This is a genomic window from Methylobacterium sp. 142-1Y, from assembly GCF_057747795.1.
Map to the genome: position 1 here is coordinate 3683850 of NZ_CM173224.1, position 16274 is coordinate 3700123.

Consider the following 16274-nt stretch of genomic DNA (forward strand, 5'->3'; position numbering starts at 1 on the left):
GCCTTAAGACACAACAAGAGGTCCTCATGACCCCGGCCGACGCCGTCTCCCGCACTGCCGCCGCCTCGTCCTCCTCGCCGACCCTGGCGCGCCCCGTCCTCTCGGCCCGCGGCATCGAGGCCTGGCACGTGCCGTCGCCGGTCGTCCCGCTGATCGCGCTGGCCTTCACCTTCGAGGGCGGCGCCGCGCAGGACCCCGAAGGCAAGGCCGGCACCGCCCAGATGCTGGCCCGCCTCCTCGACGAGGGCGCCGGCCCGCACGATTCCGACGCCTTCCAGGAGCGGCTCGCCGCCCGCGCCATCGAGCTGAGCTTCCATGCCGGGCCGGACGCCATCGGCGGCTCGCTCAAGATGCTGGTCAAGCACGCCGACGAGGCGATCGAGCTGCTCGCCCTGGCGCTCGCCCAGCCCCGCTTCGACCCCGCGGCGATCGAGCGGGTGCGGGCGCAGATGCTGGCGGGACTGCGCTACCAGCAGAACGACCCCGGCGTGATGGCCTCGCGCCGCTTCTTCGCCGAAGCCTATCCGGGGCACCCTTACGGCCGGCCCTCGTCCGGCACGATCGAGAGCGTGTCGTCGATCACCCGCGACGACCTCGTGGCGATGCACCGCCGGCTCCTCGCCCGCGGCCGGGTCAAGGTCGCGGCGGTCGGCGCCATCGGCGAGGAGGTGCTGCTGCACGCACTCGACGCCGCCTTCGGTGCCCTGCCGGAGGGCGGCGAACTGACCGTGGTGCCGACGACCCGGATCACGGGCTTGGGCCGTCGCCTCGTCGTCGATCTCGACGTGCCGCAATCGGTCCTGCGCTTCGGCACCGACGGCGTGCCGTGGCGCGACCCCGACTTCATCCCGGCCTACGTGCTCAACCACATCCTGGGCGGCGGCGCCTTCACCTCGCGGCTGTTTCAGGAAGTGCGCGAGAAGCGCGGCCTCGCCTACTCGGTCGGCACCTCGCTGGTGAGCCACCGCGCCGCCTCGATGACCTGGGGCTACACCGCGACCAAGAACGAGCGCGTCGCCGAGTGCCTGACGGTGATCGCCGACGAGATCGCCCGCCTGACCAGCGACGGCCCCGACGACGACGAGTTGCAGAAGGCCAAGGATTACCTCACCGGCTCCTACGCGCTCGGCTTCGATACCTCGACCAAGATCGCCCACCAGCTGGTGCAGATCGCCTTCGAGGGTCTGGGCATCGACTACATCGCCCGCCGCAACGGCCTGATCGGCGCGGTGACGCAGGCCGACATCCGCCGCGCCGCGGCCCGGACGCTGGGGGATGGGAAGCTGCTGGTGGTGGCGGCGGGGCGGCCGACGGCGATGTGAGAAGGAGCGGTATCTCGACCTTCGCTCCCACCCTCGACCTCATCCTGAGGTGTTGGACGATCGAGGATCGGCTGACCTCGAAGGAGGGCTCCAGAGATCACCCAGACTTCTGGAGCCCGCCTTCGAGGCCTCCGCTGCGTGCGGCACCTCAGGATGAGGTCGAGGGTGGGAGAGGCGCGTGCCGCCGCTCACTCCGCCATCACGTCCGCCTCCGGCGGCCGGAGCGCATCGAGTTCCGGCAGCAGAACCACGCTCTCCTGCTCGTTCGGATCGGTCCGGGCGATCACCGCCGTGCAGGTCTCGGTGCGGCTGGCATTGTAGGGCAGGTGCGGCACTCCGGCCGGGATGTAGACGAAATCGCCGGCCCGGCTCCACAGGTGATGCTCCAGCCGGGGACCGTACCAGGTGCCGGCGACGCCCGAGAGCACGTGCAGAGCGGTCTCGTGCGCCTCGTGCAGGTGCGCCTTCGCCCGCGCGCCCGGCGGCAGGGTGACGAGCTGCATGTGCAGACCCTTCGACCCCACCGATTCGGCCGAGACTGCCGGCGCGTAGGTCAGCGCCTGCTTGCCGACGATTGTCGAGCCCGGGCGCACGACCCGGCAGGCGCCCTCCGACAAGAGGGCATCAGATGACATGATGTCAGGCGACATGGCGCGTCCTCCACGTGAGCGAAGGCGAGTTTAAGCGGATTCGAGACATTCGGCGCGGGGCATCGGCCGGCATCGCCCGATGACCGGCGCCTCGCCTTGGGGGCTTGCCTGACGGGCGGCCGACGCGGTCTAAGCGGGGCGACAGAGGGCCGTCCGCGCCCGCCTCCGGGCCTTCGATGCAGCAATCCCCCCTTCCCGACGCCCTCCGCCGCCAGCGCTCGATCGGGCACGTCGCGCTCAGCGTGGCACGGATGCCGGGCGGCGCCACGCGGACCGCCGACCTCGCCGAATCCGGCCCGTTGCGCCTGCGCCTGCCGCGGCCCGAACATGGACGCGGCAGGATTGGGCCCATGGAAGCGGTGCTGCTCAACAGCGCCGGCGGCATCGCCTGCGGCGACCGGTTCACGGTCGAGGCACGGCTCGGTCCGGGAACGGACCTCGTCCTCACCACCACGGCGGCGGAAAAAATCTACCGCTCGGACGGGCCGGTGACGCGGCTCGACGTGGCGCTCACCCTCGAGGCCGAGGCCGCCCTGGCCTGGCTGCCGCAGGAGACGATCCTGTTCGACGGCGCGCGGCTCGCCCGCAGCTTCTCCGCCGAGATCGCCCCGGATGCCCGCCTCACCCTGTTCGAGGCCCTGGTCTTCGGCCGCGCCGCGAAGGGCGAGGTGATGCGGGACGGCGCCCTCGCCGATTCCTGGCGCCTGCGCCGCGCCGGGCGCCTCGTCTACGCCGACACGTTCCGGCTCGAGGCCGACATCTCCGAGAGGCTTGCGAAGCGCGCGGTGGCCGGCGGCGCTCGCGCCATGGCGACCCTGCTCCACCTTGCCCCGGACGCGGAGAGCCGCCTGGATCAGGCCCGCGACCTGATCGCCGCCTCGGGCTGCGAGGCCCTGTCGGTCGAGGCCGGGGCGAGCGCCTGGAACGGGATGCTGAGCTTACGCCTGCTCGGGCCGGAGATCGGCCCGTTGCGCCTCGTGGCCTCGCGGATCCTCGAAGGGTTTCGCGGCCGGCCGCTGCCGCGGGTGTGGCAGACCTGAGAGACCGGCTCGGTTCTTGCCTCCGTCAGCACGATCTTGCCTCGCGCCCAAGCCTCGGCGATGGAGAGAGGCTACATCGATCCGGAGGATGCGCCCATGCTGCTGACCCCCCGCGAGAAGGACAAGCTCCTCGTCGCCATGGCGGCCATGGTGGCCCGCAATCGCCTGTCCCGGGGCGTGAAGCTCAACCACCCCGAAGCGGTAGCGCTGATCACCGATTTCGTGGTCGAGGGCGCCCGCGACGGCCGCACCGTGGCCCAGCTGATGCAGCTCGGCGCGCAAGTTCTCACCGCCGACCAGGTGATGGAGGGCGTGCCGGAGATGATCCACGACATCCAGGTCGAGGCCACCTTCCCGGACGGCACCAAGCTCGTCACCGTCCACCACCCGATCCGCGGCACCCCCGCCAGCGACGTGCCCGGCGAGGTGACGACGCCCGACGGCGAGATCGTGTTCAACGAGGGTGCGCCCCGCATGGTGATGGAGGTCGCCAATACCGGCGACCGGCCGATCCAGGTCGGCTCGCATTACCACTTCTTCGAGGTCAACCCGGCGCTCCGCTTCGACCGCGACAAGGCCCGCGGCCAGCGCCTCGACATCGCCCCGGGCACCGCCGTGCGCTTCGAGCCCGGTTCGACCCGGGAGGTGGTGCTGATCCCGATGGGCGGCGGGCGCGCGGTGTACGGGTTCCGGGGCGACGTGATGGGGGCTTTGTGAGCGAGCTCGACCCTAGCGCCCGCTCTCTCGCCTGATTACGTTTTCCTGGAAGTACCCATTCGACGCACCGCAGATCGACGGGGGAGCATCATGCAGCATTTCGCGCTCACGCTCACGCCTGACGGGCAGGTGACCCTGCCGTCCAAAGCCTGCGATGCACTCGGCGTGTCGCCGGGTGAGCAACTGTCTCTCATCGTGGACGACGACGGACGTGTGACACTGGCGAAGCAGGATTCTCTGTACAGCCTGCGTGGCATCGCCCGTCGTGCCCGCGCCAATGCCGGTCCCCGTTCGCCCAGCGACGATCCGATCGGTGATTACCTTCTGGCCGAGGATGAGCGCTCGAAGTCGGACCAATGATCGGCATCGATACGAACGTCCTGCTTCGCTACGTGCTCGACGACCACGCAGGCCAATCTCCACGCGCCGCGGCTCTGCTTGAGAATGACGATCGATTGACGGAGCCGGCCTTCGTCAATCCGATTGTTCTGATCGAATTTGTCTGGACGATGCTGCGCCGGGATGAAATCGGAAAAGCCGACGTGATCGTCATGCTTGATGCATTGCTGTCCTCTCGCTCCATCGTCCTTGCCGAAAGGTCGGCTGTCGCTGCGGCTGTCGAGACATGGCGCACCGGCAAGGCGGGTTTTCAGGACTATCTGATCGGCCACCTCAATCGAGAGCATGGCCTGCGCACGACCTTCACCTTCGATGCCGCCGCAGCGAAGGATCCGACCTTCTCGCCGATGCCCGCCTGACCGGACCGCTCTGCCCATGTCCAACACCCCCAAGCCCGCCAGCCTCCCCCGCGCCGCCTACGCGGCGATGTTCGGGCCGACCAAGGGCGACCGCATCCGCCTCGCCGACACCTCCCTCGTCATCGAGGTCGAGCAGGACCACACCCACTACGGCGAGGAGGTGAAGTTCGGCGGTGGCAAGGTGATCCGCGACGGGATGGGGCAGAGCCAGGCGAGCAATGCCGGCGGCGCCGTGGACACCGTCATCACCAACGCGGTGGTGCTGGACCATTGGGGCGTCGTGAAATGCGATGTCGGGCTGAAGGGCGGGCGCATCGCGGCGCTCGGCAAGGCCGGCAACCCGGACATCCAGGATGGCGTCACCATCGTGGTCGGGCCGGGCACCGAGGTCATCGCCGGCGAGGGCAAGATCCTCACCGCCGGCGGGTTCGACAGCCACATCCACTTCATCTGCCCGCAGCAGATCGACGAGGCGCTGAATTCCGGCATCACCACGATGCTCGGCGGCGGCACGGGCCCGGCCCACGGCACCTTCGCCACCACCTGCACGCCCGGTCCCTGGCACATCGCCCGGATGATCGAGGCGGCGGACGCCTTCCCGATGAACCTGGCGTTTGCCGGCAAGGGCAACGCCTCGAAGCCCGACAGTTTGGTCGAGATGATCCGGGCCGGCGCCTGCGCGCTGAAGCTGCACGAGGATTGGGGCACGACGCCGGCTGCGATCGATTGCTGCCTGTCGGTGGCCGATGCCCACGACATCCAGGTGATGATCCACACCGACACGCTCAACGAATCGGGCTTTGTCGAGGACACGATCGCGGCCTTCAAGGGCCGTACCATCCACGCCTTCCATACCGAGGGCGCCGGCGGCGGCCACGCGCCGGACATCATCAAGGTGGCGGGGCTGCCGAACGTGCTGCCCTCCTCCACCAACCCGACGCGGCCGTTCACCCGCAACACCATCGACGAGCATCTCGACATGCTGATGGTGTGCCACCACCTCGACCCGTCGATCCCGGAAGACCTCGCCTTCGCCGAGAGCCGGATCCGCAAGGAGACGATCGCCGCCGAGGACATCCTGCACGACATCGGCGCGCTCTCGATGATGTCGTCGGACAGCCAGGCGATGGGCCGGGTCGGCGAGGTGATCATCCGCACCTGGCAGACCGCCGACAAGATGAAGCGCCAGCGCGGCGCGCTGCCGGGCGACTCTTCCGGCAACGACAATGCCCGCGCGAAGCGCTACGTCGCCAAGTACACGATCAACCCGGCCATCGCCCACGGCATCTCGCGCCATGTCGGCTCGGTGGAGGTCGGCAAGCTCGCCGATCTCGTGCTGTGGTCGCCGGTCTTCTTCGGGGTGAAGCCGGACCTGATCCTCAAGGGCGGCGCCATCGCGGCGGCCCCCATGGGCGATCCCAACGCCTCGATCCCGACGCCCCAGCCGGTGCTTTACCGCCCGATGTTCGGCGCCTTCGGCCGGGTGCCGGCCTCGACCGCGCTCACCTTCGTGTCGAGGGCCGCGATCGAGGCGGGGCTTCGCGACACGCTCGGGGTGATGAAGGAGATGGTCGCGGTCGAGAACGTGCGCGGCGGCATCTCGAAGAAGAGCATGATCCACAACGACGCCACCCCGGTGATCGAGGTCGACCCCGAGACCTACGACGTGCGCGCCGACGGCGAATTGCTGGTCTGCGAGCCCGCCGAGGTGCTGCCGATGGCGCAGCGCTACTTCCTGTTCTGAGCGACCTGAAAGGCGTTTGCGTCCCCCATGATCCGTGCCACCCGCGTCATCCGCCGCGACGCCCTCGGCCCCGGCGAAATCGTCGACCGCATCGTGCTCGATTCCGGCGACCGCCACCGCCGCCGCATGGCGATGCGGGGAATCGGCGGCCTCGCCTTCCTGCTCGACCTGCCCGAGCCGGCCGTGCTCGACGACGGCGACGCGCTGCGGCTCGAGGATGGGCGCCTGGTCTGGGTCGAGGCGGCGCCCGAGCGCCTGCTGGAGATCCGGGCGCCCACCGATCACGCCCTCAAGCGGCTGATCTGGCATATCGGCAACCGGCACATCCCGGCCGAGATCGGCCCGGACGCACTCTGGATCGCCCACGACCACGTGCTCGCCGCGATGGTCGAGGGGTTGGGGGGCACAGCGACCCCGGTGGAAAGGCCGTTCCGTCCCGAGGGCGGGGCCTATGCGGGCGGGCACCCCCATGATCACACCCATGACCATGGGCACGACCACGGCCACGGGCATCACCATCATCACGACCATTCCCATGGCTGAGCGGGTTCCGGACGCACTGATGCTGCTCGCCTGGCTCTCGCCTGGCTATCCGGTGGGGGCCTACGCCTATTCGCACGGCCTCGAATGGGCCGTGGAGGCCGGCGACGTGCGCGACGAGGCGAGCTTGCGGGACTGGCTCGCCGGCGTCCTGGAGCACGGCGCCGGCCGCAGCGACGCGATCCTGGCCGCCCACGCCCACCGGGCCGCGGCGGCGGGGGATGCCGAGGCTCTGGTCGCCGTCAACGACCTCGCCCTGGCGTTCAGCCCCTCGCGAGAGCTGCATCTCGAGACCAGCCAGCAGGGCCGTTCGTTCCTCGACGCGACCCGCGCCGCCTGGGACGTACCGCGCCTCGCAGGCCTCGCCCCGCATCTCGACGGTCCTGTGGCCTACCCGGTGGCCGTCGGCACCGCCGCAGGCGCCCACGGGCTCGACCGCCTTACGGTGCTGGCGGCCTATCTCGCGGCCTTCCTGCAGAACCTCGTCTCGGCGTCGTTACGCCTCGCCCCCGTCGGCCAGACCGCCGGAACGCGGGTGGTCGCCGCCTTGATGCCGCTGGTCGCCTCCCTGGCGCGGGCGGTGCAGGAACTGCCCCTCGACGAAGCGGGAACGGCGACGGTACGGCTCGATCTCGGCTCGTTCCGGCACGAGACGCAGTATACACGGATCTTCCGGTCTTAGTTTCAAATTCTGCCGCGCAGCAGAATTTTCTACAGCACACCGATCAAAATAACGATTAATTAAAAACAATCATATTTTCGATTTTCGAGAATTACTCAGCGTGTGTAACCCTCCCTCTTTGCCAATAGCCTTGATGGATTCGCTTCGCACCAGTCCTCGCAGCCGGAATCGACTGGGTGTCACCCCTGCCTCCCGAAGGGGCAAAGTCGAAATCGCTATCCAAAGCGGCAGCGAATCAAATCCGTATAGGCCGTAGCCCCTCTGCGCAGGGCTTTCCGGGGAAAGAAGCGGCGCTGATTTTCTCCCTCTCCCCGACAGATCCCGGGCTTGCCCGGGATCTGCAAGCGCCAGACGAAGTCGGGCTTGCCCGACTTCGTTGCGGGGAGAGGCCTGAGCTCCGAAGGGGCTCAGGAAGCCCGGCAGCGAACCATAGGCTCGCCGCGAGGGTGAGGGGGTGTCGACGAGTGAGGCTTCTCCGGAAACACCCCCTCACCCTCGCTCCGGCTTTCGCCGCCGCTCCTTTCGTCCCCGACAAGGGGGACGAAAGCCTCTCCCCGCCCGCGGGGAGAGGGGAGGGTTGATCGCCAGCGATCCGGTGGCCGACCATCTCTCGCACGCGATGCCGCACCCGGGCCCCAGCCGGGACCTGTCCAGTCCCCGAAACGTTTGGTGAGCGATCGCGTCGCGGCCCAACGGCCGAGCCGATGCAGGCGCCCTCGCGCCGTCACCTCGTCGTTCGGCCGGGAGGCACCATGGACAAATCCGATTCCGCGCCGCGCCTGACGCGCCGGAGCGTACTGGAGAGCGGCGTCGCCGCGGCGGCCGTGCTGGGCTTTTCCGGCCGCGTCCAGGCCGCGCCCTCGCCGGCCCCGTCGACGCCCCCGTCCCCCGCCGCCGAGCCGGCGACACCGCGCATGCCGGTGACCCTCCAGGTCAACGGCCAGGCCCGGCCCCTCGACCTCGATCCGCGCACCACGCTCCTCGATGCGCTCCGCGAGCGCATCGGCCTCACCGGCTCGAAGAAGGGCTGCGACCATGGCCAGTGCGGCGCCTGTACGGTGCTGGTGAACGGGCGCCGGATCAATTCCTGCCTGACGCTCGCCGTGATGCACGAGGGCGACGAGATCCGCACCATCGAGGGGCTCGCGGAGGGCGACCAGTTGCACCCGCTCCAGGCCGCCTTCGTCAAGCATGACGGCTTCCAGTGCGGCTACTGCACCCCGGGCCAGATCTGCTCCGCCGCCGGAATGCTCGCCGAGGCCAAGGCCGGCTGGCCCAGCACCGTGACGCAGGACCTCACGGCGAAGGTCGCCCTGACCGACGCGGAAATCCGCGAGCGGATGAGCGGCAATATCTGCCGCTGCTCGGCCTATCCGAACATCGTCGCGGCGATCCGGGATGCCGGCGGCGCGGCGACCCGGCTCTGAGGGGGCGACCGATGAAGGCTTTCACCTACGAGCGCCCCGCCACCGTGGCCGAGGCTGCCAAGGCCGCCGCCGGGCAGCCGAATGCCCGCTTCATCGCCGGGGGCACCAACCTCCTCGACCTGATGAAGCTGCAGATCGAGACGCCGGCCCACCTCGTCGACGTCAACCGCCTGCCGCTCGACCGGATCGAGGCAACCTCCGATGGCGGGATTCGCGTCGGCGCGATGGTGCGCAACGCGGATCTCGCCGCCGACGAGCGGGTGCGGCGCGACTACGGCGTGCTCTCCCGTGCGCTGCTCGCCGGCGCCTCGGGCCAGTTGCGCAACAAGGCGACCACCGCCGGCAACCTCCTGCAGCGCACCCGCTGCCCGTATTTCTACGACACCGCGATGCCGTGCAACAAACGCCGGCCCGGCTCCGGCTGCGCGGCGCTTCAGGGCTTCAACCGCATCCTGGCGGTCCTCGGCACCTCCGACCAGTGCATCGCCACCCACCCCTCCGACATGGCGGTGGCGATGCGGGCCCTCGACGCCACGATCGAGACCGTGACCCCGGAGGGGACCGAGCGAAAGATCCCGATCGCCGACCTACACCGCCTGCCCGGCGACACGCCGCAGATCGAGACCACCTTGACCCCCGGCGAGATCATCACCGCCGTGACCCTGCCGGCGCCCGTGCGCGGGCGGCACGTCTACCGCAAGGTGCGCGACCGCGCGTCCTACGCCTTCGCCCTGGTCTCGGTGGCGGCCGTCATCGAGGCCGACGGAAGCAAGGTGCGCTCGGCCCGCATCGCCTTCGGCGGCCTCGCCCCCAAGCCCTGGCGGGTGGCCGACGCCGAAGAGGCTCTCGTGCGCGAGGGCGTCGGCGCCGCCGGCGAAGCGGCCTTGCGGGGCGCGCGCGGCTACGGCGCCAACGACTTCAAGATCCCGCTCGCCAAGCGCACCCTCGCGGCCGCCGTCGCGGAAGCGATGCGCGCCTGATCGCCGACATCGGAGAACAGCCATGGACATGAGCCAGCCGATCGGCGTCACGCCCCTCGACACGCACACCGACGGCCCGGTGGGCCAGCCGATCGACCGCGTCGACGGCCCGCTCAAGGTCACGGGCCGCGCTCCTTATGCGTATGAAAGCCGGGAGATGGCGAATCCCGCCTACGGCTTCGTCGTCACCGCGACCATCGCCAAGGGCCGCATCCGCGACATCGACACGGCCGCCGCCGAACGGATGCCGGGCGTCGTCCACGTCCTCACCCACCGCAACGTGCCGTCCCAGGGCGAGAAGAAGGAGCAGGTCGGCCCGCTGCTGACCGGGACCGAGATCGAGCATTGGGGCCAGCCGGTCGCGCTGGTGGTGGCCGAGAGCTTCGAGGAGGCCCGCGCCGCGGCGGCTGCCGTGCGTGTCGCCTACGACGAGCAGAAGGGCGCCTATATCCTCGCCGACGCGCTCGGGGCGGCGAAGAAGCCCGAGAAGGCGAAGACGCCGCCGGATTCGTCCCTCGGCGATGTCGAGGCGGGCTTGGCGTCGGCCCCGGTCAAGATCGACGCGCGCTACACCACCCCGGTGCAGAGCCACGCGATGATGGAGCCGCACGCCACGATCGCGGCCTGGGAGGGCGATCACGTCACGCTGATCACCGCCAACCAGATGCCGAATCGCGGCCAGGACGCGCTGGCCTCGGTGCTCAAGCTGCCCAAGGACAACGTTCGCCTGATCAGCCGCTTCGTCGGCGGCGGTTTCGGCGGCAAGCTGCAGCCGCAGGCCGATGCGATCCTGGCGGCGCTCGCCTCGAAGAACCTGAACGGCCGGCCGGTCAAGGTCGCGCTCACCCGCCAGCAGGTCTTCACCTCGACGACGCGGCGCTCGGGTACGGTGCAGCGGGTCCGCCTCGGCGCCGACCGGGACGGCACGCTGATCGCCATCGCCCACGAATCCTGGTCCGACACCGCGCCCGGCGACAACTTCTTCGAGACCTCGGCCAATGTCACCCGCTCGCTCTACGCGGCGCCCAACCGCCTGACGGCGCATCGGCTGGCGAACCTCAACCTGCCGCTCGCCTCCTCGATGCGGGCGCCGGGCGAGGCGGTCGGCATGCTGGCCTTCGAATGCGCCATGGACGAACTGGCCGAGGCGCTGGCCCTCGACCCGATCGCACTGCGCATCCGCAACGAGCCGGCGCAGGACCCGGAGAAGCACGTCCCGTTCTCGACCCGCCAGCTCGTGCCCTGCCTGACGGAGGGCGCGCGCCGCTTCGGCTGGGACAAGCGCAACCCGAAGCCCGCTTCGGTGCGGGACGGGCAGTGGATGGTCGGCACCGGCGTCGCGGCGGCGGCCCGCCTCAACCCGCTCCAGCCGGCGAAGGCGCGGGTGCGCCTCGACCCCGACGGGACGCTCACCGCCCGGATGGCGATGACCGATATCGGCACCGGCACCTACACGATCCTGAGCCAGATCGCCGCCGAGATGCTGGGCGTGAAGGTCTCGGAGGTGCGGATGATCCTCGGCGACACCGCCGATCCGATGTCGTCGGGGTCCGGCGGCTCGTTCGGCGCCGCGTCGTCGGGCTCGGCGCTCTACATGGCCTGCGAGGCCCTGCGCGGGCAGCTCCTGGCGAAGACCGACTTGGAGCCTGCGAACGCGGTCTTCGCGGATAACCGGATCACCTCGGGCAACCGGTCGGCGGCCTTGCGCGACCTGATCGGCCCCGGGCTGGAGGCCGAAGGCGAGATCAAGCCGGGCGAGAACGAGAAGAAGTTCTCGCAGTATTCCTACGGCGCGCATTTCGCCGAGGTCGGGGTCGATGCGGATACCGGCGAGATCCGGCTGCGGCGGATGCTCGGCGTGTTCACCGGCGGACGCATCCTCAACCCCAAGACCGCCCGCTCGCAGGCGATCGGCGGCATGGTGTTCGGCGTCGGCGCGGCCTTGATGGAAGCGGTCGAGGTCGACCCGCGCTACGGCACCTTCGTCAACCACGACCTCGCCGAGTACCACGTGCCGGTCCATGCCGACCTGCCGGAGATCGATGCGGTGTTCCTGCCCGAACTCGACGACAAGGCGAACCCGCTGAAGAGCAAGGGCTTGGGCGAACTCGGCATCTGCGGCGCCGGGGCGGCGGTGGCGAACGCGGTCTACAACGCGACCGGGATCCGGATCCGGGATTACCCGCTGACCCTGGACAAGATCCTGGAGGGTTTCGGCGCGAAGGAGACCGGGCCGCGGCGGGCGTGATGCACGACGGCATCGAGTGTTGCCGGGGCCTGGTTGAGCCGTTTTTGGCAAGAAACATTCGAGACCTTACGGCATCTCTCTCACCTCATCCAGAGCACCTGTTTGAGCGAATTGATCTCCCCAAAAAAGAGCGCAAGCAAAAGAGATCCTATCGTCTCACCTCATCCTGAGGTGCTGCGAAGCAGCCTCGAAGGAGGGCTCCAGGGTTCACAGCGACATCTGGAGCCCTCCTTCGAGGTCAGCCGATCTTCGATCGGCTAACACCTCAGGATGAGGTGGGTGATCGGGATTTCTTCTCAGGCAACAACATCATTTTGGAAAAAATATTTGACGACGTGTTGTAAAATATTTTTTTGCTAATTAATCAAATTTTTAGACATGTTATTGCATCACTAATTTTATATTATTATATTATGCTGGATTGAACGATAATATTAATCCATCCAACCCGGAATACTCACCCCACCCGCAACAACCCGGCCAACGCCGCCACATCCCCCGGATTGTCCGACAACAGCGCGTCGATCTCGCCGTTCGCCAGCGCCCGGACGTGCCGGCAATCGGGCCGGAACCGTGCACCGGCGCAGGTGCAGCGCAGGCGCGGGCCGTCGCGGGTGTCCACCAGCCGCACGTCGTAGGGCGTGCCGGTGCTGCCGCGGACGACGAAATGCAGCAGCGGCGCGCGGCTGCGGCTCGGCGCCACCCCGCGCAGGGCCCGGGCGACGATTCCCTCGGACGACCGCGCACCCTCCCCGGCCCGCTCGCGGGTGAGATTCATGCGGCGGGCCAGACTCGCGATGTCCGGCGCGCCGGCCTCCCGCATGACGGCAAGGGCAATCTCCGCGCAGGCATAGGCGTCCTCGCCGGCATCGTGGTGGCGGAACGTCACGCCGACCCGGGCGGCGAGCGCCGAGAGCCGGTAGGTCCCCTGTCCCTGGCCGCCCTCCCCCGGCCAGTGCCGGCGGGCGAGTTGCACCGTGCAGAGCGAGGTATAGGCCGGCTGCGGCAGTCCATAGGCCTGGAGCGTCGCGGCGAGCACCCCCACATCGAAGCTGGCATTGTGGGCCAGCACCAGGCTGCCGGCGATCTCCGGCAGGAACGGCGCCATCGCCTCCGGAAACGACGGCGCCCGTTCCACGTCCCGCGGCCGGATGCCGTGGACCCGGATGTTGCCGGGCGAGAAGCGCATCTCCGCCGGACGGATCAGCGTTGATTCCCGCCGCACCACCCGGCCGCCCTCGACCCAGGCGAGGCCAACGGCGCAGGGGCTGTCGCGGCGCTCGTTGGCGGTCTCGAAGTCGATCGCGAGGGTGCGGGGGAATGTCATGCCGGCGCTCTCCCCCGCGAAGGCGCCGAATTTCAGGCGCTCGCCACCATCGCCAGCCACTCGTCCTCGGAGACGACCTTGACCCCGTGCTTCTCGGCATCCTTGAGCTTGCTGCCCGCCCCCGGCCCGGCCACCACGAGATCCGTCTTGGCCGAGACCGAGCCCGAGACCTTGGCGCCCAGGCGCTCGGCCGTGGCCTTGGCCTCGCTGCGGGTCATCTTTTCGAGCGTGCCGGTGAACACCACGGTCTTGCCGCTGAACGCCGCCGCTTGCGCAATCGGCGCCGCCCGCTCGGTCTCGACCTCGGCGAGCAACGCCTGTACCGCCGCGACGTTGTGCTCTTCCGAGAAGAACTGGATCAAAGAGGCGGTGGTGACCGCGCCGATCTCGCCGTCATCGGCGAGCGCCCGGTAGGCATCGCCCGGGACCTGCTGCGCCGCGCGCTCCACCGCCGCCCGCACGCCGGCCGAATCGCCGTAGGCCCCGACCAGGGACTCGCGCTGCGGCGCCGACAGGCGGGCCACGGCGCCGCCGGCCAGGAGATCGATCTCCGGGTCCCTGGCGGCGTCGAGCAGCCGGTCGCGGGTGGTGGCGCCGACGCGGTCGAGGCTGGCGAGCGCGATCCAGTCCGGTCCCGGCTGACACTCGGCCGCCGCCGCGACGCCCGCCATCAGGGCCGGCATATCCGAAAAGTGCTTGGCGAGCGCCTTGGCGGTGGCCTCGCCGACCTGCTCGATGCCGAGCGCGAAGATGAACCGGTTGAGCGGGATTTTTCTCCGCGCCTCGACCCCGGCGAGCAGGTTCTTGATCGCCTTGTCCTCGTCGTCCTTCTTCTTGGCGGCCTTCCTGATCTCCTTGCCGGCGGCGAGCGCCCGCTCCGCCGACAAGGCCTGGCGCCGGGCGACCACCGCCGCCTTCAGGGGCTCGAAATCGAGGCGGAACAGGTCGGCGGGCTGGCGCACCAGGCCGGCCTCGAACAGGGTCTCGATATAGGTCTCGCCGAAGCCCTCGATGTCGAAGGCGTTGCGCGAGACGAAGTGCTTCAGCCGCTCCTGGCCTTGCGCCGGGCAGATCAGCCCGCCGGTGCAGCGGCGTACCGCGTCGAGCTTGCCCGTGCGCGGGTTGAGGCCGCGGACCGCATGGCTGCCGCAGGCCGGGCAGGTCTCGGGGAAGCGATAGGGCACGGCCTCCGCGGGGCGATGCTCCAGGACCACGTCGGCGACCTTCGGGATCACGTCGCCGGCGCGCAGCACCACCACGGTGTCGCCGACGCGCACGTCCGACCCTTGCGCCAGATCGACGTCGTCCCGCAGGGTCTGGCCCTTCCAAATCGCGACGCCGCTGCGGATCGGATTGCCGTCGGCATCGACGCCGTGGACGTAATCCTCGTTGTGGAGCGTCGCGTTCGACACCACCACGCCGCCGACCGTGACCGGCTTCAGGCGCGCCAGCGGGTTGAGCGAGCCGGTGCGCCCGACATTGATGTCGATCGCCTCGACCACCGTGGTGGCGCGCTGGGCCGGGAACTTGTGGGCTGTCGCCCAGCGCGGCGCGCGGGCGACGAAGCCGAGGCGGCGCTGGAGCGCGAACGAATCGACCTTGTAGACGACGCCGTCGATGTCGTAGCCGAGATCGGCGCGACGCGCCTCGATCATCCGGTAATGCGCCAGCATCGCCGCCGCGTCCTGGCACAGGACCGTCAGCGGGTTCACCGGCAGGCCCCAGTCGCGAAACGCCTCGATCATCTCGAACTGCGAATCGGCCGGCTGGTCCGACATCTCGCCGGCCGCGTAGGCGAAGAAGCGCAAGGGGCGCGAGGCGGTGATGCTCGAATCGAGCTGGCGCAGCGAGCCGGCGGCGGCGTTGCGCGGATTGGCGAAGAGCGGCTTGCCGGCCGCCTCCTGGCGCGCGTTGATGCCGGCGAAATCGGCGTGCGACAGGTAGACCTCGCCGCGGATCTCGCACACCTCCGGCCAGCCCTCGCCGGCCAGCTCGTCCGGAATCTCCTTGATCGTCCGGACGTTGGCGGTCACGTCCTCGCCGACCTCGCCGTCGCCCCGGGTCGCCGCGGTGACGAGGCGCCCCTGCTCGTAGCGGAGCGACAGGGACAGCCCGTCGATCTTCGGCTCGGCCGTGAAGGCGACCGGCTCATCGCCCGAGAGGCCGAGGAAGCGGCGCACCCGCTCGACGAAATCGCCGATCTCCTCGTCCGAGAAGGCGTTGCCGAGCGACAGCATCGGCACCGCGTGCCGCACCTTGGCGAACTTGTCCGACGCCTTGGCACCGACGCTGGCCGAGGCCTCGCCGGTCCCGGCGAGATCGGGGAAGCGCGCCTCGATCGTCTCCAGCCGGCGCCGCAGGGCGTCGTACTCGGCATCCGAGATCGTCGGCGCATCCTCGCCATGATAGCGCCGGTCGTGCTCCGCGATCTCCGCCGAGAGGGCGGCGTGGAGGCTCTGCGCGCTCTTCGGGTCGAGGTCGTCGGGGGCGGTGTCGCGGGTGGGGGGCATGGACGCTCTTGAACGCGAAGAATCTGGCCGGGCTTGGTAGGCGGCGCGAATCGGGGCCTGTCCTGGCTCAAGGATGGCTTGGATTTCGTTAACCAGGCCACCCCGCGCGGAGAAGACCGCTTCAGGGCCTGTTTGATTGAATCGGCGGCTCTCTCCCACCTTCCACCTCGTCCTGAGGTGCCGGCCGATCGAAGATCGGTTGGCCTCGAAGGAGGACTCCAGGGATTGCAGAGACTTCTGGAGCCCTCCTTCGAGGCTCCCTGGCGGTCGCACCTCAGGATGAGGGTGCGGGTGGGGCATCGCAGGCCAATTTCCAGCCTTTGAAAGGA

Annotated in this window: 14 protein-coding genes; 11 read left to right on the forward strand and 3 right to left on the reverse strand. The window is 69.4% G+C overall.

What is annotated here, in order from left to right; genetic code table 11:
• The first annotated feature begins 26 nt into the window (after positions 1 to 26).
• Entirely contained in the window at positions 27 to 1322 is a 1296-nt protein-coding gene (locus AC3AOF_RS16840) for a M16 family metallopeptidase (protein ID WP_236989760.1), read from the forward strand.
• A 188-nt stretch (positions 1323 to 1510) separates the two neighbouring features.
• Here the strand turns inward: AC3AOF_RS16840 and AC3AOF_RS16845 are convergent, their stop codons facing one another.
• Positions 1511 to 1972 (reverse strand): cupin domain-containing protein, encoded by a 462-nt coding sequence (locus AC3AOF_RS16845; protein WP_236989759.1) that lies wholly within the window; start codon positions 1970 to 1972, stop codon positions 1511 to 1513.
• A 176-nt stretch (positions 1973 to 2148) separates the two neighbouring features.
• Between AC3AOF_RS16845 and AC3AOF_RS16850 the strand changes: the two genes are divergently transcribed.
• The 10 genes from AC3AOF_RS16850 to AC3AOF_RS16895 all read left to right on the forward strand — a co-directional run bounded on the left by AC3AOF_RS16850 (position 2149) and on the right by AC3AOF_RS16895 (position 12108).
• Positions 2149 to 3012: an urease accessory protein UreD gene (locus AC3AOF_RS16850; RefSeq protein ID WP_236989758.1), complete on the forward strand. Its 864-nt coding sequence runs from the start codon at positions 2149 to 2151 to the stop codon at positions 3010 to 3012.
• 96 nt (positions 3013 to 3108) lie between these two features.
• Entirely contained in the window at positions 3109 to 3729 is a 621-nt protein-coding gene (locus tag AC3AOF_RS16855) for an urease subunit gamma (protein WP_236989757.1), read from the forward strand.
• Positions 3730 to 3819: 90 nt separating this feature from the next.
• Positions 3820 to 4089, forward strand: coding sequence for an AbrB/MazE/SpoVT family DNA-binding domain-containing protein (locus tag AC3AOF_RS16860; protein ID WP_488345953.1), 270 nt, complete (start codon positions 3820 to 3822; stop codon positions 4087 to 4089).
• A complete protein-coding gene (locus tag AC3AOF_RS16865) occupies positions 4086 to 4487 on the forward strand; it encodes a type II toxin-antitoxin system VapC family toxin (RefSeq protein ID WP_488345954.1) in 402 nt (133 codons plus the stop codon). The genes AC3AOF_RS16860 and AC3AOF_RS16865 overlap by 4 nt, the downstream gene beginning before the upstream one ends.
• Positions 4488 to 4503: 16 nt before the next feature.
• Positions 4504 to 6231: an urease subunit alpha gene (ureC, locus tag AC3AOF_RS16870; RefSeq protein ID WP_488345955.1), complete on the forward strand. Its 1728-nt coding sequence runs from the start codon at positions 4504 to 4506 to the stop codon at positions 6229 to 6231.
• A 27-nt stretch (positions 6232 to 6258) separates the two neighbouring features.
• A complete protein-coding gene (locus tag AC3AOF_RS16875) occupies positions 6259 to 6774 on the forward strand; it encodes an urease accessory protein UreE (RefSeq protein WP_488345956.1) in 516 nt (171 codons plus the stop codon).
• Complete coding sequence (locus AC3AOF_RS16880; protein WP_488349005.1) at positions 6719 to 7453, forward strand: urease accessory protein UreF; 735 nt, start codon at positions 6719 to 6721, stop codon at positions 7451 to 7453. Before AC3AOF_RS16875 ends, AC3AOF_RS16880 begins: the two co-directional genes overlap by 56 nt.
• Positions 7454 to 8205: 752 nt before the next feature.
• A complete protein-coding gene (gene paoA, locus AC3AOF_RS16885; protein ID WP_488345957.1) occupies positions 8206 to 8880 on the forward strand; it encodes an aldehyde dehydrogenase iron-sulfur subunit PaoA in 675 nt (224 codons plus the stop codon).
• An 11-nt stretch (positions 8881 to 8891) separates the two neighbouring features.
• The gene (locus AC3AOF_RS16890) at positions 8892 to 9860 is read left to right on the forward strand and encodes an FAD binding domain-containing protein (RefSeq protein ID WP_488345958.1); all 969 of its coding nucleotides are present in this window, start codon (positions 8892 to 8894) and stop codon (positions 9858 to 9860) included.
• 22 nt (positions 9861 to 9882) lie between these two features.
• Positions 9883 to 12108: a molybdopterin cofactor-binding domain-containing protein gene (locus tag AC3AOF_RS16895; protein WP_488345959.1), complete on the forward strand. Its 2226-nt coding sequence runs from the start codon at positions 9883 to 9885 to the stop codon at positions 12106 to 12108.
• A 457-nt stretch (positions 12109 to 12565) separates the two neighbouring features.
• On the opposite strand, the gene AC3AOF_RS16900 is transcribed toward AC3AOF_RS16895, so the two are convergent.
• Both AC3AOF_RS16900 and ligA read right to left on the reverse strand, forming a co-directional pair.
• Complete coding sequence (locus AC3AOF_RS16900; RefSeq protein WP_488345960.1) at positions 12566 to 13435, reverse strand: 3'-5' exonuclease; 870 nt, start codon at positions 13433 to 13435, stop codon at positions 12566 to 12568.
• A gap of 32 nt (positions 13436 to 13467) precedes the next feature.
• Entirely contained in the window at positions 13468 to 15945 is a 2478-nt protein-coding gene (gene ligA, locus AC3AOF_RS16905; protein WP_488345961.1) for an NAD-dependent DNA ligase LigA, read from the reverse strand.
• Positions 15946 to 16274 lie beyond the last annotated feature (329 nt).